At 73.0% G+C, this 20238-nt stretch carries 15 protein-coding genes; 6 read left to right on the forward strand and 9 right to left on the reverse strand.

All coding sequences use genetic code 11. The features are described from left to right. Nucleotides 1–10: 10 nt before the first annotated feature. From pabB to ABTZ03_RS16240, 6 genes are all read right to left on the reverse strand, one after another. Nucleotides 11–2290, reverse strand: a complete 2280-nt coding sequence (gene pabB / locus ABTZ03_RS16215; protein WP_350513602.1) for an aminodeoxychorismate synthase component I — start codon at nt 2288–2290, stop codon at nt 11–13. A gap of 58 nt (nt 2291–2348) precedes the next feature. Continuing rightward, nucleotides 2349–3098: a thioesterase II family protein gene (locus ABTZ03_RS16220; protein WP_350513603.1), complete on the reverse strand. Its 750-nt coding sequence runs from the start codon at nt 3096–3098 to the stop codon at nt 2349–2351. A gap of 97 nt (nt 3099–3195) precedes the next feature. After that, nucleotides 3196–3390: a ferredoxin gene (locus ABTZ03_RS16225; protein WP_350513604.1), complete on the reverse strand. Its 195-nt coding sequence runs from the start codon at nt 3388–3390 to the stop codon at nt 3196–3198. Nucleotides 3391–3437: 47 nt separating this feature from the next. Continuing rightward, on the reverse strand, nt 3438–4616 hold the full coding sequence (locus ABTZ03_RS16230; RefSeq protein WP_350513605.1) for a cytochrome P450: 1179 nt from the start codon (nt 4614–4616) through the stop codon (nt 3438–3440). Between the two features lie 70 nt (nt 4617–4686). After that, on the reverse strand, nt 4687–5745 hold the full coding sequence (locus ABTZ03_RS16235; RefSeq protein WP_350513606.1) for a DegT/DnrJ/EryC1/StrS family aminotransferase: 1059 nt from the start codon (nt 5743–5745) through the stop codon (nt 4687–4689). 164 nt (nt 5746–5909) lie between these two features. Further along, entirely contained in the window at nt 5910–7313 is a 1404-nt protein-coding gene (locus ABTZ03_RS16240; protein WP_350513607.1) for a glycosyltransferase, read from the reverse strand. A gap of 806 nt (nt 7314–8119) precedes the next feature. Here ABTZ03_RS16240 and ABTZ03_RS16245 point away from each other — a divergent pair. Further along, entirely contained in the window at nt 8120–8815 is a 696-nt protein-coding gene (locus ABTZ03_RS16245) for a LuxR C-terminal-related transcriptional regulator (RefSeq protein WP_350513608.1), read from the forward strand. Between the two features lie 108 nt (nt 8816–8923). Here ABTZ03_RS16245 and ABTZ03_RS16250 read toward each other — a convergent pair whose 3' ends face one another. Both ABTZ03_RS16250 and ABTZ03_RS16255 read right to left on the reverse strand, forming a co-directional pair. After that, the gene (locus ABTZ03_RS16250) at nt 8924–10525 is read right to left on the reverse strand and encodes an ABC-F family ATP-binding cassette domain-containing protein (RefSeq protein ID WP_350513609.1); all 1602 of its coding nucleotides are present in this window, start codon (nt 10523–10525) and stop codon (nt 8924–8926) included. Nucleotides 10526–10697: 172 nt separating this feature from the next. Next, nucleotides 10698–12035: an NAD(P)/FAD-dependent oxidoreductase gene (locus ABTZ03_RS16255; RefSeq protein WP_350513610.1), complete on the reverse strand. Its 1338-nt coding sequence runs from the start codon at nt 12033–12035 to the stop codon at nt 10698–10700. Nucleotides 12036–12596: 561 nt separating this feature from the next. Between ABTZ03_RS16255 and ABTZ03_RS16260 the strand changes: the two genes are divergently transcribed. From ABTZ03_RS16260 to ABTZ03_RS16280, 5 genes are all read left to right on the forward strand, one after another. Continuing rightward, a complete protein-coding gene (locus tag ABTZ03_RS16260; protein WP_350513611.1) occupies nt 12597–13766 on the forward strand; it encodes a magnesium and cobalt transport protein CorA in 1170 nt (389 codons plus the stop codon). Nucleotides 13767–13981: 215 nt separating this feature from the next. Beyond that, on the forward strand, nt 13982–15529 hold the full coding sequence (locus ABTZ03_RS16265) for a GlnX family signal transduction membrane protein (protein WP_350513612.1): 1548 nt from the start codon (nt 13982–13984) through the stop codon (nt 15527–15529). A gap of 253 nt (nt 15530–15782) precedes the next feature. Continuing rightward, nucleotides 15783–16379, forward strand: coding sequence for a helix-turn-helix domain-containing protein (locus ABTZ03_RS16270; RefSeq protein ID WP_350513613.1), 597 nt, complete (start codon nt 15783–15785; stop codon nt 16377–16379). A 66-nt stretch (nt 16380–16445) separates the two neighbouring features. Then, on the forward strand, nt 16446–17384 hold the full coding sequence (gene lepB, locus ABTZ03_RS16275; protein ID WP_350513614.1) for a signal peptidase I: 939 nt from the start codon (nt 16446–16448) through the stop codon (nt 17382–17384). Between the two features lie 147 nt (nt 17385–17531). Next, complete coding sequence (locus ABTZ03_RS16280) at nt 17532–18191, forward strand: double zinc ribbon domain-containing protein (protein ID WP_350513615.1); 660 nt, start codon at nt 17532–17534, stop codon at nt 18189–18191. 168 nt (nt 18192–18359) lie between these two features. Here the strand turns inward: ABTZ03_RS16280 and ABTZ03_RS16285 are convergent, their stop codons facing one another. Further along, nucleotides 18360–20042: an LCP family protein gene (locus ABTZ03_RS16285; protein ID WP_502894485.1), complete on the reverse strand. Its 1683-nt coding sequence runs from the start codon at nt 20040–20042 to the stop codon at nt 18360–18362. Between the last annotated feature and the right edge of the window lie 196 nt (nt 20043–20238).

The following is a 20238-nucleotide window of genomic DNA, read 5'->3' on the forward strand; positions in this document are numbered from 1 at the left end:
GCTACCGCTGTCATCCTCGGCCGGACGCCGCCGGGAAAGCCCTAGAGGCTGAGCCGGCCCCGGCCCCGGAGTCGGCATCAGCTCCAGCTCCAGTTCCAGCCGCAGCCGCAGCCGCAGCCCCGGCACCGACCCCGGACCCGCGCCGCGCCCGCGGCGGAGCGGACGGCTGCTGCCCGGGGAACGGGGTCCCCAGCAGCGCCAGCAGCGGCCGCGCCTTCACCACCGTCTCGTCGAACTCGCCCTCGGCGTCGGACAAGGCGATGATCGCGCCGCCGACCCCGTAGCGCAGCCGCCCGCCGCTCAGCACGGCGGTGCGGATCACGATGCTCAGGTCGGCCGCGCCGGTCAGCGAGAAGTAGCCGATCGCACCGGAGTAGATCCCGCGCGGACCGTTCTCCAGCCGGTCGATGATCTGCATGGTGCGGAGCTTCGGGGTGCCCGTCATCGAGCCGCCGGGGAAGGCCGCGCGGACGCCGTCGACCGCGCTGCGCCCGGAGCGCAGCCGCGCCCGTACGGTGCTGACCAGCTGGTGGACGGTGGCGTAGGTCTCGACGTCGAACAGCGGCTCGGCGACCACGGATCCGGTCTCGGCGCAGCTGCCGAGGTCGTGCCGGACCAGGTCGACGACCATCAGGTTCTCGGCGCGGTCCTTCTCGCTGGCCGCCAGGTCGGCGATCAGCAGGGTGTCCTCCACCGCGGTGGCGCCGCGCGGCCGGGTGCCCTTGATCGGCTTGGACTCCATCACCCCGTCGGGGCCGATCCGCAGGAAGCGCTCGGGGGAGGAGCTGAGCACGGACAGCCCGTCGAAGCCGAGGAAGGCGGCGAACGGGGCCGGGCTGATCCGGCGCAGGGCCCGGTAGGCCTGCCAGGGGTCGGCGGGGGCGGGGCCGTCGATCATGTTGGTGAGGCAGACCTCGTAGGTCTCGCCCGCGCTGATCTCGTCCTGGCAGGCGTCGATGAGCTGGAGGTAGGTCCGGCGGCGGTGGCGCAGGCGCAGCGGGACGGGCTCGCCGGGCCGCACGGGGGCCGGGTCGGGCAGGACGGCGGCGGGGCCGGCCAGCAGGGCGGCGGTCATGTTCAGCCAGGCCGCGGCGGAGCGGTCCCGGCCGTCCTCCCGGTCGTCCGCGCCTGCCTCGTCCCGCCCCTCCTCGACCAGCGCGAGCAGGTGGACGGCGCCGGTGCCGTGGTCCACGACCACCGCCCGGTCGGCGAACACCATGACCGCGTCCGGGTCGGGCGAGCGGTGGGCGCGGTCGCCGCCGCACTCGGCCTTGAGCTCGTAGCCCAGGCAGCCGACCCAGCCCAGCGCGAAGTCGAAGGGCAGCTCGGGCACTTCGGTGCGCAGCGAGCGCAGGTCGGCGTCGAGCCAGTCCAGGAAGGCGCCGCGCACCACCTCGACGGTGTCGCCGGAGCGCACCGTCACGGTGCCGCGGTTGACGTCGGCGGTGGCCACCCGGGCGAGCGGGCCGGAGGCGTCGCCCATGACGGAGATCCGGCCGAGCCGGCCGCCCGGGAGGCTGCTGTCCAGCCAGAACGGGTGGTCGCCGGTGCGGAAGAGCCGGTCGAAGACGGCCTCGGCGTCCCACCGGGTGTCGACCGTGCGGCTCAGCACGGTCAACCGCCGGGTGGCGGGTGCGGCCGGTACGGCCGGTACGGCCGGCACGGGGACGGCGGAGGGGAGCGGCCGGGGCCCGGGCCGGTGCGTCCGGTTGAAGTCCTCGGCGAGGTCGCGGAAGTTGGCGAGCAGCTGGTGCCCGGCCTCGGTGCCGATCGACTCGGGGTGGAACTGCACGCCCCACAAAGGGAGTTCGTGGTGCTGGAGGGCCATCACCACGCCGTCGTCGGTGGCCCAGGCGACCGGGTCCAGCCCGGGGGCGAGCGCGGTGACGGCCAGCGAGTGGTAGCGGACGACCTCCAGCGGGTTGGGCAGTCGGCGGAACAGCCCGGTGCCGGTGTGCCGGACGGCGGAGGTCCGGCCGTGCCGGGGTGCGGGCGCCCGGCCGACGGCGGCGCCGTGGGCCAGCGCCAGGCCCTGGTGCCCGAGGCAGACGCCGAGTACGGGCAGCCGCCCCTCGCGGGCGATCGCGGCGCAGTGGCCGAAGTCGGCGGGGTTGTGCGGGGTGCCGGGCCCGGGGGAGAGGACGACGGCGTCGAAGCCGTCGAGCAGTTCGGGCCGCCAGGACGGGTCGTCGTTGCGGATGACCTCCGGCTCCCGGCCGGTGACCTCGGCGAGGTAGTGGAAGAGGTTGTAGGTGAAGGAGTCGTAGTTGTCGACCAGGAGAGTGCGCATCAGGGGTCCTTGTCCTGCCGCGGCCGCCCGCGCGGGGCGTGGTTCGGCGGGCGGTTGGTCAGCGGAGCCCGGCGAGCTCGGCGGAGATCTCCCGCAGGACCGCCGTCTGCTGCTCGGCCAGGAAGAAGTGGCCCCCGGGGAGGACTTCGAGTCGGAAGCCGCCGGTGGTGTGGTCCTGCCAGGCCTCGGCCTCGGCGACGGTGGTGCGCGGGTCGGCGTCGCCGGTGAGCGCGGTGATCGGGCACCGCAGCACCCGGCCCGGCTCGTAGGCGTAGCGTTCGACGGCGCGGTAGTCGGCGCGGATCGCGGGCATCGACATCCGCAGGATCTCCTCGTTCGCCAGGGCCCGGGCGTTGCTGCCGTCGAGCAGCCGGAGTTCGGCCAGCACGCCGTCGTCGTCCCGCTGGTGGACGGTCTCGGAGCGGCTGGTGGAGGGCGCCCGGCGGCCGGAGGCGATGATGCCGCGGGGGGCGTGGCTGCCCTTCTGCTCCAGTCGCCAGGCGGTCTCGAAGGCGAGGACGGCGCCCATGCTGTGGCCGAAGTAGAGGGTCGGCCGGTCGTCCAGGGTCAGCAGCTCGTCGGTGATCCGGTCGGCCAGGGCGGCTATCGAGTCGAGGCAGGGCTCGGTGCGGCGGTCCTGGCGGCCCGGGTACTGCAGGGCGACCACCTCGGTGTCGGCGGCCAGGGCGGCGGAGACCGGGTGGTAGTAGCTGGCGGAGCCGCCGGCGTGCGGGAAGCAGACGAGCCGCACCGGTTGCGCGTCCGCGGGATGGAAGCGGCGCAGCCACAGGGTGCTGGGACTGGTCATGGGGTCGGTCCTCTCAGGGGCGGGAGTCGGGGCCGGCGGGCGGTTCGGCCCGGTGGACGGTTCGGTCCGGCAGGCGGTTTCGGTCCCGTTAAGCGGTTCAGTCCCGGTGCACGGTGATGGCGGCGGACGGGCAGAGCGTGGCGGCCAGGGCGACGGCCTCCGGGTCGGCCGCGGCGGCCGCGGGGTCGTGGACCTCGACCACGCCGTCGTGGTCCTGGTCGAACACCGCGGGGGCGTTCAGCACGCACTGGCCCGCGCCGACGCAGCGGTCGGTGTCGACGGTGATGCGCATGGTCGGTTCCCTAGGAATGTGAGGCGGTCCAGGAGGACCGGGTGTGGTCACCAGCGGACCGGCAGCGCGTGCAGGCCGCACAGCACGCCGTCGTACTTGTACGGGAGTTCCTCGGCCGGCACCGCCAGGCGCAGGTCCGGGATGCGTTCGAAGAGCCTGCGGTAGGCGATCTCCATCTCGACCCGGACCAGGTTCTGGCCCAGGCACTGGTGGACGCCGTAGCCGAAGGCCACGTGGTGGCGCTCGGTGCGGGCCGGGTCGAAGGCGTGCGGGCAGGCGAAGGCCCGTTCGTCGTGGTTGGCGGCGGCCACCAGGGCCACGATGCCCTCGCCGGCCCGGACCGGCTGGCCGCCGATCTCGACGTCCTCGACGGCGACCCGCAGCGAGACCAGGTCCGCCACCGAGTGGAAGCGCAGGGTCTCCTCGACCACCCGGGGGTCGCCGATCCACTCCGGGTGGGCGAGCAGCGTCACCACGCCGAGCGCGATGTTGTTGGCGGTGGTCTCGTGGCCGGCGATGAGCAGCAGCATCAGCACCCCGGACATCTCCCGGGGTTCGATCGCGCCGGTCGCCAGCAGCCGGCTGATCAGGTCGTCGCCCGGCCACTGCTGCTTGATGGCGACCAGGCGGTTGATGTAGCGCAGCAGTTCGCGCGAGGCGGTGTCGCGCTGCTGGTCGGTGGAGGAGCGGATGGCGACCAGCGTGCGGGTGCGGGACTCGAAGAAGTCCCGGTCCACCGGCGGGACGCCGAGCAGCGCGGAGATCACCAACGAGGGGACGGGCAGGGCGAAGTCGGCGACCAGGTCGGCCTCGGAGCCGGCGGCCAGCAGGCCGTCGATGCACCGGTCGACGGTCTGCTCGACCGCGGGGCGCAGCTCGCGGACCCGGCGGACGGTGAACTCGGGGATGAGCGCCTTGCGGAAGCGGTCGTGCTCGGGCGAGTCCAGGCCGACGAACCAGCCGGGGATCTGCTCCTGGCGGGGCACGCCCATGGTCTGGCTGATGTTGGGGAACCCCGGGTGGTCGGGGTTGGAGCTGATCCGGCGGTCGGTCAGGACGGCCCGGACGTCCTCGTGCCGGGTCACCAGCCAGACCCGGTTGCCGTTGGGCAGGTGGCACACCACCAGGCCCTGTTGTCCGCGGTAGTCCTGGTAGCGGGGCGGCGGGAAGGCCTCGCCGGGCCGGCGCAGCGGGAAGTCGACCACCCGCGGTCCGGTGCTCGTCATGTCGTCGGGTCTCCCTCGGGCGTGCGGATCAGGGCGTTCGGTCAGGACGTGCGGGTTCGGCGTCCCCGGGTCAGTCGACGCCGTGGAAGGCGCGGACCCGGTCGATCACCCGGTCCTGGTCGGCCGGGGTCAGCGAGGTGTAGGTGGGCAGGTAGAGGCCGTCGGCGGCGAACCGGGTGGCGTTGAGGCCGGGCCAGGCCGGGTCGAGGTAGCCGGGCTGGCGGCTCATCGGCTGGAAGAACAGCCGGGTCTCGATGCCCTCGGCGGCCAGGAAGTCGCGCAGCTCCGCGCGGCGTTCGGCGCGCAGGTCGTACATCCACAGCACGTCCCGGGGCGGCATCAGGGTGATCCCGGGGACGTCCTTGAGGCCCTGGTCGTAGCGGCGCTCGATCTCCCGGCGGGCGGCGAGGATCTCGTCCAGCCGTTCGGTCTGGGCGAGGGCGACGGCGGCCTGCATGGCCGTCATCCGGAAGTTGTAGGCGAGCTTCTTGTGCAGGAAGCTGTGGTCGGTGGTGAAGGCCATGGCCCGCAGGTGGGCCAGCTGGTCGGCCAGCCGGGGGTCGTCGGTGAGGCAGATGCCGCCCTCCCCGGCGGTGATGATCTTGTTGGCGAACAGCGAGAAGCAGGCGATGTCGCCGACCGGGCGGACGCCGTGGGCCTCGGCGGAGTCCTCCACCACCCGCAGGTTGTACTGGTGGGCGAGGTCCATGATCGCGGTCATGTCGCAGCGACGGCCGTAGATGTGCACCGGCATGATCACCTTGGTGCGCGGGGTGATCCGCTCCTCGATCCGGGCGACGTCGATGTTCAGGTCGTCCGCGCAGTCCACGAAGACCGGGGTGGCGCCGGTGTAGGTGACCGCCCAGGCCGAGGCGATCATGGTGAACTCCGGCACGATCACCTCGTCCCCGGGGCCCACGCCGAGCGCGCGCAGCGCCAGGGTGAGCGCGGCGGTGCCGGAGGAGCAGGCGACGCCGTGGGCGGAGCCGTTGTACTCGGCGAAGGCCTCCTCGAACCGGTGGACGTACGGGCCCTGGGACGAGATCCAGCCGTCGCCGATCGTGCGGTTGACGTACTCCAGCTCGCGTCCGTCGAGGCTGGGGCGGGACACGGGGATGGTGAAGGGCATGGGTCCTCACTCGTGGGCGTGACATGGCGTGGCGTGGCCTTGACGCGGGCGCGGCCTCGGGCCTGTCCGGCAGGATCCGCCGGACAGGCCCTGGACCCGGGCGGTGGTGCGGGCACCTACGGGGGCACGTACGGGGTGCGTACGAGCCCGCGGACGGGGAGCGGTCAGGCGAGGGCCGGCAGCCCGAGCAGCAGGTCGGCCGCGGCGGCCCGGCCGCCCGCCGCGCGCTGGGCGGTGCCGATCCGCTCGGCCCGCTCCCGGAAGGAGCGGTCGCCGAGCACCCGGGTGAGCTTGTCCACGACGTCGGCGGGGTCGAAGTCCCGCGGCCGGTCCAGGGTCAGGCTGATCCCGAAGTCCCGTCCGCGCACCGCCTGGTCGTAGCAGTCCACCCACAGCGGCCGGACCACCAGCGGCTTCCCGAAGTAGACGCCCTCGTGGAAGCCGTTGCCGCCGCCGTGGGTGAAGAACAGGTCGACGTTGGGGTGGGCCAGCACGTCCAGTTGGGACGGCAGCCAGCTCTCGATCCGCAGGTTGTCGGGGAGTTCGCCGCGCGGCGGCAGCAGGTGCTGCTGCTCGGCCGGCAGCCGCCACAGCACCTGGTGCCGGCCGTCCAGCCGGCGGGCGACCTCCACCAGGTCGCGGACCTGGGGGGCGGTCAGCCGGGTGATGGTGCCGAAGCCCATGTAGACCACGGAGGACTGGGCGTCCAGCCAGTCCATCACGCCGGTCCCGTCGTCGGCCGGCGTGGACTCCGGCAGCGGCGGCACCATCGCCCCGACCAGCCGGACCTTCCCCGGCAGGTCGAACGGGTAGTCCAGCTCCGGAACGGAGTTGCAGAGCACCAGCTCGGCGCGGTCGATCCGGGTCATCGGGCTGGGCTTCGGCAGGCCGAGCTCCTTGCGCAGCCGGGCGTCCTCGGAGAGCACCTTGCCCATGGTGGGGTTGAGGAAGAGCGCGAGCGTGCGGAGCTTGAAGAGCCGGTTGCGCAGCCGCTGGCCGGCCGACATCGGGTAGGGCAGTCCCGAGTGCGGGACGGGGAAGTCCTTGGGCGTGTAGGAGGGCCCGAACGGGCTGTGCGAGGTCAGCACGTTGCTCGGCAGGAACGGGACGCTGAGCACGAAGGGGATCCCCCGGGACAGCGCCAGGTCGACGGCGAAGGCGCTGACGCAGTCGATCACCATCAGGGCCGGCTCGCACTTGTCCACCACGGCGGCGAGCCGGCGGTACTTCTCGGCCTGGAGGTCGGGCCGGTAGGACTGGTGGATCACCGCGCGGTGCGCCTTGAACCGGGACTCCTGGGTCACCCGGCGGTACACCTCGTCGCTCCAACTGACCGCCGACAGTTCGGAGAAGACGTCGCCGAGCGAGGCGAACTCGACCGCCGACCGGTCGGCGAGGGCCGTCACCTCGCCGCGGCGGGGCTCGTCGGTGGCGAACCAGAGGTCGGGCACGCCCCGGCGGGCCAGTTCTCCGGCCAGCACCAGCAGGGGGTTGAGCAGGCCGCTCTCCGGGAGGCTGACAAACAGGATCGGCCGGCGCGCGGTGCTCGGCCGTGGCGGGGCGTTCATCGGACTCCCTCGGGGCGGGGTGGCGACTGGGACTGCACCCCACCTTGGTCCCATGCCAGGTTCCGGGAATTCCTTAGTCCTGACCGGTCCTGACCGGGAGTTGGGTCTGATCATCCGCTTGTGTCCTGTTTTGGACGGCGGCCGGTGGGCAAAGAGACTCCAACGCTTTCTCATGCAATTCCCAGACAACCCCCCAGGGGCTCGAACAGCGACCGGTCGGTTGTCCGAACCTGGCCGGATCCGGATCGGGATGCTTCGGATGCTTGCCTGCTTCTTGACGTGTCCCATATATTCTTGCTCAGACCGGCCCGGGTACGCTGATTCCAGGTCAGTCGCTTTTGCGGTTCGCTCACCGGGATCGCCCCGGGATATCGGATCCGTCTGCGCTCGGGAGGTGCAGGAGTTCGTGTCGTCAGTGTGGAGAATTCCGGCATCGGCCGCCGACCGGGGATCCGGGGAGACGGCGTCGAGATCCCGGCGGACACCCACCGGTAGGGCGGTGAGCGGCGATCCTCTGCCGCGGAACCGGCCCTCCGAGCCTGACGGCACCTTCCTCGGCAGCCGCTGAGCTGCGGAGGGACCGACCTCACCGACCGTTCCACCGAGGGACGGGGACCCCACCCGCCCTCGTGTCACATGTTCAGGGATTCGACCGGCCGCAGGCCGGTCGCGGCCGACCGGAATGTCGGCCGATTCCTTAAGTTTCGCGAACAGTTCGATGTACGGACGTGATCGCCCGGGTTTCGCCCCGGGTATTTCGAACGTTTATCCGTCCGTACTTTCGCCCCGAAGGGAACCGACTTTCCGTGGTGATTTCCCATTCTGCCCAGCCGAATTCCGTCCGGACCCTCACGGCCGAGCGGGAGCAAGGCGGTGGCACGGCGGCGCGGTACCAGCGGTCGACCGACCAGGCCGGTCTGACCATGGCCCAGCTCGACCGGGCCCTCACCATCCGTCAGGCCAACGAGGCCTTCTTCTGGCAGTTCGGCCGCTCCTCGGCCGACCTCTGCGGCCGCACCTTCAGCGAACTCGTCCACCCGAGCGTCCAACAGCCGCTGCTGCGCCAGTTCTCCGGGCTGATCGAGGGCCGGCGCGACCGCTTCGCCACCGACGTGATCGCGGTCGGCCCGGGCGACGAGACCTTCACGGTGCCGCTCACCGCGGTCATGGTGCGCGGCGACCTGCCCGACGAGTCCTCGATCCTGGTCATGATGCCGGACGGCCGCCCGGACTCGGGCGGATCCGAAGTGGTGGCCGGCCAGAAGAAGCTGCTGAGCGAGATCGACGCCAGGATCCTCGAAGGCATAGCCGCCGGGGTCTCCACCGTGCCGCTCGCCGCCCGGCTCTACCTGAGCCGCCAGGGCGTCGAGTACCACGTCACCTGCCTGCTGCGGAAGTTGCGGGTCCCGAACCGCGCCGCGCTGGTCTCCCGGGCCTACTCCATGGGCGTCCTCAAGGTCGGGGTCTGGCCGCCCAAGGTGGTCGAGAGCTTCGTCAAGTAGCGGAGCCGACGCCCCATCAACTGTTCTACCGGGAACCCCCGGTGAGGATCCTGTGCGGTCCGGTCGCGCTTCCTCCGGCTCCGTCCGGAGGAAGCGCGACCGGCAGTCTCAGGCCCGGGCGACCAGGTCCAGGTACGCGTCGTGCCAGAGGTCCTCGTCGCCGTCCGGCAGCAGCAGGACGCGGTCCGGGCGCAACGCCCGGATGGCGCCCGGGTCGTGGGTGACCATCACGATCGCGCCCGGGTAGCCGCCGACCGCGGCCAGCACCTCGGTCCGGGAGGCCGGGTCGAGGTTGTTGGTCGGCTCGTCCAGCAGCAGCACGTTGGCGCCGGAGTGGACCAGGGCGGCCAGGGCGAGCCGGGTCTTCTCGCCGCCGGACAGCACCCCGGCCGGCTTGTCCGCGTCGTCGCCCCGGAACAGGAACGCGCCGAGGACGGTGCGCAGTTCGCCGTCGGTCAGTTCGGGCGCGGCGGCGGCCAGGTTGTCGCGGACGCTGCGCGCCGGGTCCAGGGTGTCGTGCTCCTGGGCGAAGTAGCCGAGCCGCAGACCGCTGCCCGGGACGACCCGGCCGGAGTCCGGCCGCTCGTGGCCGGCCAGGATGCGCAGCAGGGTGGTCTTGCCCGCGCCGTTGAGGCCGAGCACGACCAGTCGGCTGCCGCGGTCGACGGCGAGGTCCAGGCCGGTGAGCACGGTCCGGCCGCCGTAGGCCTTGGCGAGGCCGACCGCGCCGAGCGGCATCCGGCCGCAGGGCGCGGGTTCGGGCAGCCGGATCCGTGCGGTGCGCTCGGCCTGCCGGACGGGCTCCAGCTCGGCGAGCATCCGGTCGGCGCGGCGGGCCATGCTGCGCGCGGTGGTCGCGGTGGCGACGTTGGCCCGCATCCGGTCGGCCTGGGCGTGCAGTGCGGCGGCCTTGCGTTCGGCGTTGGCCCGTTCCCGGGTGCGGCGGCGCTCGTCGGCCGCGCGCTGGGCCAGGTACGCCTGCCAGCCGGTGTTGTGGACGTCGACGGCGGCGCGCCGCGGGTCCAGGTGGAAGACCCGGTTGACGGTCTCCGCCAGCAGGTCGAGGTCGTGGCTGATCAGCACCAGCCCGCCCTGGTGGCCGGCCAGGAAGCCGCGCAGCCAGGCGGTCGAGTCGGCGTCCAGGTGGTTGGTGGGCTCGTCCAGCAGCAGGGTGCCGTGGTCGGCGAACAGGATCCGGGCCAGCTCGACCCGGCGCCGCTGGCCGCCGGAGAGCGTGCCGACGGGGGACTCCATCACCCGGGCGGGCAGCCCGAGTCCGGCCGCGACCCGGGCGGCCTCGGCCTCGGCCGCGTAGCCGCCGCGGGACTGGAACCGGTCGTCGGCGCGTGCGTAGGCGGCCATCGCCCGGCGTTCCTCGGCGGGGGAGCCGGCCCGGGCCATCGCCTGCTCGGCGGCGCGCAGCGCGCGGACCGCGGTGTCCAGGCCGCGGGCGGACAGGATGCGATCGGTGACGGTGGCGGCCGGGTCGGCGGCGCGGGAGTCCTGCGGGAGGTAGCCGACCGGGCCGGTCCGGGTGACGGTGCCGGCGGCGGGCGGCAGCTGCCCGGCGAGGGCGGCGAGCAGGGTGGTCTTGCCGGCGCCGTTGCGGCCGACCAGGCCGATCCGGTCGCCGGGGGCGATGTGCAGGGTGACATCGGACAGCAGCAGGCGGGCACCGACGCGCAGGTCGACACCACGGGTGGTGATCATGGGATGACGCTCCGAAACAGCTGGCGGACACACGGGTGGCGTGGGAGTGGGTCCGTCAGCTAGGAGATGCGGGGCGTCGACATGTCGGCCAGGGTAGCGGCCGGGCGAAACGGACGCATCCGAATTAACGGACGCGTCCGAGTCGACCGGCCGTACAGGCCCGCAGCGGCCGTCAGCCGCGCAGGACGGCGGCCAGCACGGCGGGGTGGAACAGCCGGGACGGCGGCGCCACCAGGGACAGCACCTCATGGAAGGCGGCCGTGACCACCGGGTCACGGGTGGTGCCCGCGAACACCTTGTCGAGGTAGCGGTGCTGGATCCTGGTCATGGCACCGGAGGGGCCGCCCGTGGTGGCGGGGAAGCGGACGTCCTCGGCGCTGGACATCATCCAGGCGACCTTGGAGGCCGCCGTGACGCCCCGCCGGGCCTCGCGGGCCGTGGCGTGCCCGATGCCGCCGTGCCGGGTCGCGGTGCGGCGCAGCGCCTGGGCGCAGAACAGCGCCACCGTGACGCCCTGCCCGTACACCGGGTTGAAGGTGCTCGCGGCGTCGCCGACCGCCACCAGGCCCTCGGGGCAGCTGCGTTCGTAGTGTCGGCGCACGCCCGGGCCGGCCTGGAAGCCGCGCACCTCGCCGGCCGGTTCGGCCCCCTGCAGCATCTCCTGGAGGAGCGGGTCGCGCAGCTGGGTCAGGTGGCGGTTGAAGCCCTCCTCGCCGGGCCCGGGCTCGGCGCCGCGCATCCCGGACAGGCTGACGATCCAGCGGTCGCCCTCGACCGGCAGCAGGACGCCCAGCCGCGGCTCGCCGGGGGCCTTGGTCTGAAGATAGACGGCCTTGTGGCCGAGGTCGGAGCCGGCCGGGCGGTGGAACAGCCGGGAGCTGTACGCGACGCCCGCGTCCACCCGCTCCTCGGGCGCCGGGCGGCAGCCCAGCTCGGCGAGCCACTTCGGCACGGAGGTCGAGCGGCCGGCCGCGTCGATCACCAACTCGGCGGGGATCTCCCGCACTTCGGCCCGGTCCGGGCCGCGCTCGCGGACCTTCACCCCGGTCACCGCCTGCGCGGAGCCGAGCAGGCCGACCACGTCGGTGCCCTCCAGGAACTCGATCGAGGGTTCGGTGCGGACCCGGTCCAGCACCACCTTGTCCAGTACCGGGCGGGTGCAGGAGAGGAAGGACATCTGCGCCGGGTAGTCGGCCAGCCAGCCGGCCGCGCCGAGCCACTTGAGGTCACCCGAAACGAGCACCTGGTGCGCGCCCGCGGCCGCCAACTCCTGCTTGCTGCCGGGCATCAGCTCCTCCAGTGCCCGGTGGCCCGCCTCCAGCACCAGGTGGCCGTGCCGCGCCTGGGGCACCCCGGCCCGGAACACCGCCTCCTCCGGGTAGCGGTCCCGCTCCACCACGAGGATCCGCTCGGCGAAGCCCCGCAGCGCCCAGGCCGCCGTCACGCCGGCCAGTCCGCCGCCGATCACCACTGCCGTGCCCCGCCCGGGGGCCCTGTCCGAAATTGTCATGCGACGTAGCGTAGTGGTGGCGACGTCCGTCCGTAATCGTCCCTGTTGGATGAACGTGCCGACCGGAAAGCCCGGTTGACGCCCCCTCGGGATCGCCGGGCGACTTCGCGCCGGTCGCTGCGCAGGTCGCTACGCCGGGAGGTGCGTCGGGGGCAGGAGGTGCGCCGAGGGCGGGGAGGTGCGCCGAGGGCGGGGAGGGGGCGGCGGCGCGCGGGCGCGGGAGCCGCGTCCGGAGCGGCCGGGAGCCCCCGGTGGGAGGGGTCGGTCGTGCGGGTACTAAAATCGGCCGGGTCGCGTCGGCGCCCCCGGGGCGCGCGGAATCCAGGAGGTGAGAGCCGTGGAGTGCAGTAGTCCGGGTCGAAGTCGGCCCCGCCCCCGGTCGTTCCGCAGGATTCGCGGCCCCCGGCACTCCTCCTCCCTCACGGCTCCCGCGCAGGACCGACCCCGCTGACAACGGGGCGCCGCCGGTCGCGCCGTGCGGGTGGCGGCCGGCCGGGCGCCTCCGGCCCGCCGTGCCGTGCGCGGTGGCGGCCGGGCAACCGTCGTGGAGGTTCCCCCGTCATGTCCGACTGGCGAGTGCGCGCCGTGCGCGCGAGCAAGCTTCCGTTCTCCCGTCCGCCGACCGGGCGGCGGCCCGTCGACCCCCGGTCGGCGCCCGAGCACTCGATGGACCCGCGCCCGGAGCAGCCGGCCGAGCCGGTGGCGCTGGAACGTTCCGTCGTCGACGCCGCGGTCTACCGGGACGGCCGTCGGACGGACGCGCCCGCCGACCTCGCCGACCTCTACCGCGAACTGCCCGACCGGCCCGGCACGATGGCCTGGATCGGGCTGTTCCGCCCGGCCGAGGCGCAGCTGCTGGAGGCCGCGGACCGCTTCGGCCTGCACGAACTGGCCGTCGAGGACGCCATCGTGGCCCACCAGCGGCCCAAGCTGGAACGTTACGGCGACACCCTGTTCGTGGTGCTGCGCGCCGCCCGCTACCTGGACGAGGCGGAGGAGGTGGACTTCGGCGAGATCCACCTGTTCGTCGGCCCCGACTTCGTCCTCACCGTCCGCCACTCGCAGGCCCCGGACCTGTCCGCGGTGCGCCGCCGGCTGGAGGCCGACCCGGAGCTGCTGGCGCTCGGCCCGGAGGCCGTCCTCTACGCGGTGCTGGACGCCGTGGTGGACGGCTACGCGCCGGTCATCGCCGGGCTGCAGCACGACATCGACGAGATCGAGACCGAGGTGTTCGGCGGCGACCCGCAGGTCTCCCGCCGGATCTACGAGCTGTCCCGCGAGGTGATCGAGCTGCAGCGGGCCACCCGGCCGCTGCTGGAGATCGTGCGCGGCCTGGAGGCGGGCTTCGGCAAGTACGGCACCGACGACGAGCTCCAGCGCTACCTGCGGGACGTCGCCGACCACGCCACCTACGCGGCCGAGCGGGTGGACGGCTTCCGGCAGATGCTGCAGAACATCCTGACGGTGAACGCCACGCTGGTCTCGCAGCGGCAGAACGAGGAGATGAAGCAGCTCGCCGAGGCGGGGCACGCGCAGAACGACGAGATCAAGAAGATCTCCTCCTGGGCGGCCATCCTGTTCGCACCGACCCTGATCGGCACGGTCTACGGGATGAACTTCGAGATCATGCCGGAGCTCAAGTGGGCCTTCGGATATCCGTTCGCGATCGGACTGATGGCGCTGGTCTGCACCGGGCTGTACCTGGTTTTCAAGCGCCGCAACTGGCTCTGAGGCGCCCCCTCGGCGACCCCGTCGCGCCCCCGCGTTAAGGAAGTGTCAACAACCCCGACCGACGGTGTCAAGGAGCCGTCAGGAAGCGTCTCCGCGCAGGTGACGCGGTACTAGCGTCGCGCGGCGGAGAGAAACGGTTCTGTGTTCGGTTCCCACCGGGAGGTTCCCCGCGGGGACCCCGGCGGGCCGGGCAACGGGGGAAAGGGCGTGCGGTCATGAGCACCTCGACAGCGGGCAGGGCGGCCACCTCGGAGGAGGAGGCCGCCGGCGGGGACGACGGTCCCGCACCGGCCGGACCAAACGTCCCACCCGGCTCGCCGACCCCGCCCGGCTCCCTGGCCCGGCTCGGCCGGGGCCTGCGGACGGTCGGCAGCCGCTCGTACTGGACCACCCCGCGGCTGGTCCGCGGCCTCACCGCGCTGAGCCTGGCCGCCCTGATCGGCCTGGGCGCCACCGCCACCGCCGTCCTCGGCGGCGCCCGCGACGGCACCGACACCATCGGCCACCAGGCGGCCCCGCAGGCCGTCCGCGCCGCCGACCTCTACTTCGCGCTCAGCGACATGGACGCCCAGGCCGCCAACCTCCTCCTGGTCGGCGACGACCAGGACTACGCGACACTGCGCAAGCAGACCCTGGACACCTACGAGCAGCGCCGCAACCAGGCCGACAACGACCTCCAGCAGGCCGCCCGGGCCGCCGACCCGGCCGGGCAGCGCGCCGTCCAGCTGGTGCTCGGCCGGCTCGGCAGCTACGAGGCGCTGGTGGCCCGCTCCCAGCTGCTGGAGGAGCAGGCCAAGGCCCCGGCCGGCCAGCCCTCGCCGGCCGCCCTGGACGCCTACCGGCAGGCCTCCGACCTGCTGCGCAACCAGCTGCTGCCGGCCGCCGACCAGGTCACCGCCGCCAACGAGGCCACCGTCGACCGGACCTACGCCCAGCAGCGCGACGCCCTGGGCACCGGCTGGTGGTGGCTGTTCGCCGTCGGCGTGCTCGCCCTCGTGGTGCTGTTCGGGCTCCAGCGCGCGCTGGCCGTGCGCTACCGCCGGGTGGTCAACCCGGCGCTGGCGGCCGTCACCCTGCTGACCGGGGTGGTGCTGGTGGCCGGGCTGAACCTGGTGGGCCGCACCGACGACCACCTGGTGACCGCCAAGAAGGACGCCTACGACTCGGTCATAGCGCTCAGCCGGGCCCGCGCCGTCGCCTACGACATGAACGCCGACGAGAGCCGCTACCTGATCGACCCGGGGCGCGCCGCGGTGTGGGAGCAGGCCTACCTGGAGCAGAGCCAGGCGATCGTCCACCTCGACGGGGCGACCCTGTCGGGCTACGCCGCCCAACTGCAGGACGCCGCCGGCCGGCACCGGGCGGACCACTCCGTCGTCCCCTTCGGCGGCTTCCTGGGCAGCGAGCTGCACAACATCACCTTCCCCGGCGAACAGGACGCCGCCGAGCGGGTCCTGGGCGCCTTCCAGGAGTACCAGGTGATCGACCACAAGATGCGCGACCTGCGCGCCGAGGGGAAGCTCAAGGACGCGATCACGCTCAACACCGGGCTCGCCAAGGGCCAGTCCAACTACGAGTTCGGGCAGTTGAGCGCGGCCATGGACGACACCGTCGCGGTCAACCAGAAGGCGATGGACGGGGCGCTCGCGTCGACCGACGGCGATCTCGACTCCACCACGGCGGCCCTGGGGGCGGCCGTCCTGGCGGCGGCGCTGGTGCTGGTCGCGCTGGGGGTGCGGCCCCGGCTGCGCGAGTACCGGTAGCGGGGCGGCGACCGGGCCGCCCGGGGCCGGGCCGTCCAGGACTGTAAAGCCCAGGACCGGAACGCCCAGGACTGGAAGACGGGAATCCGGGAAGCCGAGGACAAGGGCCCGGTGGCGATCGGCGGACCGCCACCGGGCTCTGCTGTTCCCTCCCGCCCCGCCCCGGGGCCACCTCGGGATCGCGGCACCGGGACGAGCCGTCCACGGTGTGCCGGTTTGACAACCCCCCTTGCCGTCCCGGCGAATAGCAGGCATGGCCGACGAAGAGTTCGAGAACGTCCTCACCACGGTGGGTCCCCGGCTGCGGGCCCTGCGCCGCGAGCGCGGCACCACGCTCGCCAAGCTGGCCGCCGCCACCGGTATCTCGCTCAGCACGCTGTCCCGGCTGGAGTCCGGCCAGCGCAAGCCGACCCTGGAACTGCTGCTGCCGCTGGCCCGGGAGTACCGGGTGCAGCTGGACGAACTGGTCGGCGCCCCGGCCACCGGGGACCCGCGGATCCATCCCAGCCCGGTCACCAGGAACGGCCAGACCGTTGTTCCGCTCACCCGCCACCTGGGCGGTCTGCACGCGTACAAGCACATCGTGCCGCCCGGCCGGAACAGCGGGGCGGACCTGGAGCTGAAGGTCCACGAGGGCTACGAGTGGCTGTACGTGCTGTCCGGACGGCTGCGGCTGGTGCTCGGCCCGCACGACCTGGAGCTGACGGCCGGTGAGGCCGCCGAGTTCGACACCCGGACCCCGCACGCCTTCGGCAACGCCGGTCCGCAGCCGGTGGAGTTCCTCAGCCTGTTCGGCCCGCAGGGCGAACGGATCCACATCAGGGCGCGCCCGGGAACCTCTGTTCGGTAGGTTCGTTCCCTGTCAGGGGGTCTCCGCTCAGAGCCCCCCACCAGGCCGTCGGGAGGGGCCGATCACATGAGTGTGCAGCAGAGCACGGAGTCCGGCGAGAGCGGCGGATCCGACGGGACCACGGGGTCCACGCAGTCCGCCGGGTCCACGGAGTCCGCAGGGGTCACGGAGTCCGCCGGGACGGCCGCGAGCGCGGAGAGCGTCGAGAAGAAGCCCGCGCGCAAGAAGCGCCCGTTCTGGCAGGAGCTGCCGATCCTGCTGGTGATCGCCCTGCTGCTGTCGCTCGGCATCAAGACCTTCTTCGTCCAGGCCTTCTCGATCCCCTCCGGGTCGATGCAGAACACCCTGCAGATCGGCGACCGGGTGCTGGTCGACAAGCTCACCCCCTGGTTCGGCGCCGAGCCGGAGCGCGGCGAGGTGGTGGTGTTCCGTGATCCGGGCGGCTGGCTGGAGGACACCCCGACGGCTTCCGGCGGATTCATGGGCACCGTCCAGAAGGCGCTGAGCACCGTCGGTCTGATGCCCTCGGCGGACGAGAAGGACCTGATCAAGCGGGTCATCGCGGTCGGCGGGGACACCGTCGAGTGCAACGCGGGCAGCCCGGTGAAGGTGAACGGCGCCGTGCTGGACGAGCCGTACATCTTCCCGGGGTCGACGCCCTGCGACAACGACCCGGTCGGCACCGTCACCGTGCCCAAGGGCAAGCTCTGGGTGATGGGCGACCACCGCAACAACTCCCGGGACTCCCGCCCGCACCACAACCTCACCGGGGACGGCTTCGTTCCGGTGGACAACGTGGTCGGCCGGGCGTTCGTGGTGGCGTGGCCGATCTCGGACTGGTCCACCCTGCCCGTCCCGGACACCTTCGACAAGGTGCCCTCCAGGGCCGCGGGCAGCCCCCTGGAGGCGCCTTCGGCGCCGGGTGCGTTCGCGGTGGCGGGCGTCGTGCCGATCGCCCTGTGGCGCCGTCGCCGGGCCCGGCGGAACCGGGGCCCGAAGGGCTGAGCCGGACGGGCCGCGCCGGGTGACGGCGCGGCCCGTCCCGGGGTTGTGAAGAGAGTGTCAGAAGTTCTTGGCGGAACCGTTCGCGGCGCCCTATCGTCCCTGGGAGCGAAACGCCGACGAGGCCAGTTCTGAGCAACCGGGGACGACGTGAGTTCCGAGATCAACTTCAGCAACAACTACCGCGACCTGTGCGAACAGCACGGCACCGGCGCGGGGTTCCAGTTCGAGTTCTCCTGCTACCGCTGCTCCGACACCTGGCGCTCGCCCTTCGAGCGCTTCACCACGGGTCAGGTGGCGGGCTGGATAGGCAAGGGCGTCAGCGCGGCCTGGAACCTGATCGGCGGCAACGCCAACACCATCAGCAACGCCGCGGACGGCCTGGCCGGCCAGACCTGGGGCACCGCCCGGGACGCCGCGTTCCGGCGCGCGATCGACAACGCCCAGTCCCACTTCAACCGTTGCGCCCGGTGCACCCACCCCGTCTGCGGCCGCTGCTTCAACCCGGAGCAGGGCCTGTGCTTCACCTGCGCCCCGGACACCGCGGCCGAGGCGGCGGCGGCCCAGCGGCGCGGCCTCAACGACATGGTGACGGACCGGGCCTACCAGGTCGGCCAGCAGTCCGGTGCGGAGTACGACGTCCACACCCCGCGCCAACTGGTCTGTCCGCAGTGCCGGACCGAGACCCACGGCACGCCGTTCTGCCCGGGCTGCGGGTTCAGGCTGGCGCAGCCGGTCCAGTGCGCGCAGTGCCACAAGGACGTGCCGGAGGGCTCCGCGTTCTGTCCGTCCTGCGGAACGAGGCGCTGAGCGGCCGGCCGTCGGCGACCGAACGGGGCGGGGGGGGGGGGGGGGCGGCCGGGGGGGGGGGGGCGCGCGCGGGGGGGGGGGGGCCCCCGGGGGGCGGCGGGGGGGGGGGGGCGGCCCCCCCCCCCCCCCCGCCCCGCCCCCCCCCCCCCGCCCCGTTGCCGCTCCGGCTCAGCCGTACGACACGTTGGCGCACGGGTCGTCGTCCGCCGAGCGGGCGGTGCCGCTGACGCTGCTCGGCAGCGGGGCCGGGGTGCCGGGGGTACCGCCAGGTGCCGAGGAGGCCGAGGAGGCCGCGGCGCCGCCCGGGTCGGCGGCGGCGAAGTCGCGGCCGACCACCACGCTCAGCCCCCGGACGCCGGGCTCGACGGTGGCCCCCGGGAAGAGCTTGGCGACCTCCTCGGCGGCGCTGCGCTCGCCGGTGCCGTACTCGACCACGGTGGTGCTGCGGGGCTTGCCCGTCGCGTTGCCGACGGTGGTGACGGTGTAGCCGGCGCCCTTGAGGGTGTCGGCCGCCTTGCCGCCGACGCCGTTCTCGCCGGTGCCGTTGAGCACGGCGACCTTGGTCCCGGTGCTCTTGGCGACCGCGGTGGGGGAGGGCGTGGCCTCGGCGGGCGGGGTGCTGGGGGCGGGCGAGTCGGTGGCGGCCGGGCTCGCGGCGCTGGCGTCCTGGCCGTCGATGGTGCGGTCAGCCTTGAGCGCGGCCCAGAGCTGGTCCACGTCGGGGTGGACCAGGGCGACCCGGGGGCCCTCGTAACGCCAGGGCGCGGTCAGGAACTTGATGTTGTGGAGGTCGACGTCCTTGACCGACATGGCGAAGGACATCAGCTTGGCGGCCGAGCCGAGGTCGGGGTCGACGGTCAGCGACTTGGTGGCGGCGTCGGCGAGCGGCAGCAGGGTGGTCGGGTCCATGCCCTTCGACTTGACCGACTTGATGAGGGAGGACAGGAAGGCCTGCTGGCGCTTGGTGCGGCCGATGTCGGAGCCGTCGCCGATGCCGTGCCGGACCCGGACGTAGTCCAGCGCGGACTGGCCCTGGACCGTCTGCTTGCCCTTGGCGAAGATCAGCTTGCCCTTGTGGCCGAGGTTGGGGTTGAGGTCCCCCTCGTAGACGTTGTTCGGCAGGCAGACCTCGACGCCGCCGACCGCCGAGGTCATCGACGCGAAGCCGCCGAAGTCCACCACGATGGTGTGGTCGACCCGCAGGTTGGTGAGCTTCTCGACGGCGTTCTGGGTGCAGGCCGGGTTGCCCTGCTCGGTGTTGCCCACGGCGAAGGCGCTGTTGAACATCACCTTGGTCTGCGCCTTGGTCCACTTGCCGTCGGGGAGCTTGCACGGCGGGATGTCGACCAGGGAGTCGCGGGGGATCGAGATGCCGACCGCGTGCTTGTGGTCGGCGTAGATGTGCAACAGGATCGCGGTGTCCGAGCGGGCGCCGTCGTCCCCGCCGCCGCCCAGGTCGCTGTTGCCGTTGCCGCGGCTGTCCGAGCCGATCATCAGGACGTTCACCGGGGTGCGGCCCTGGGCGTCCGGCGCGGCCGCCTCCGGGCGGTCCTTGCTGAGGGCGTCGCCGTCGAAGGTGGTGATGTTGCTGTTCAGGCGGTAGTAGACGCCGCCGGCGGCGAGCACCAGCAGGGCGGTGCAACCGGCCGTCGCCCAGAGGACCTTCTGCTTGGTGCTGCGCTTGGGCTTCGGCTTGGCCCGGCCGGCGGTGCGGGCGCCGGATATCTCCTGGCCCGAACCTTCCTTGCCCGAACCATCGTCGTCCGCTGCGGACTTGCGCCTGGCGGCTCTGCGACCGCCGCCCGCCTGCGCCGAATTCCCGCTCTCGGTGGAACCCCTGCGACCCGACACGGCGTCATCCTCCACAGTTGCCACGGAACCCCCGTCGAAGCGGTGGCTTGCGTGGTCCTGGGTCGGATCCGGTCCGGGTCGGCCTATCGCTAAACTTTTACACCGCTGTAAAACTTTCAGAGGAGCATACTAAGCGTAGATGAGAAAAATACTGGTCAGACCATGAGAGAAGGTCAGCCGGGTCTCATCTCCGTCG

Origin of the sequence: Kitasatospora sp. NPDC096077 (assembly GCF_040303245.1) — a bacterium.
Classification (GTDB): domain Bacteria; phylum Actinomycetota; class Actinomycetes; order Streptomycetales; family Streptomycetaceae; genus Kitasatospora.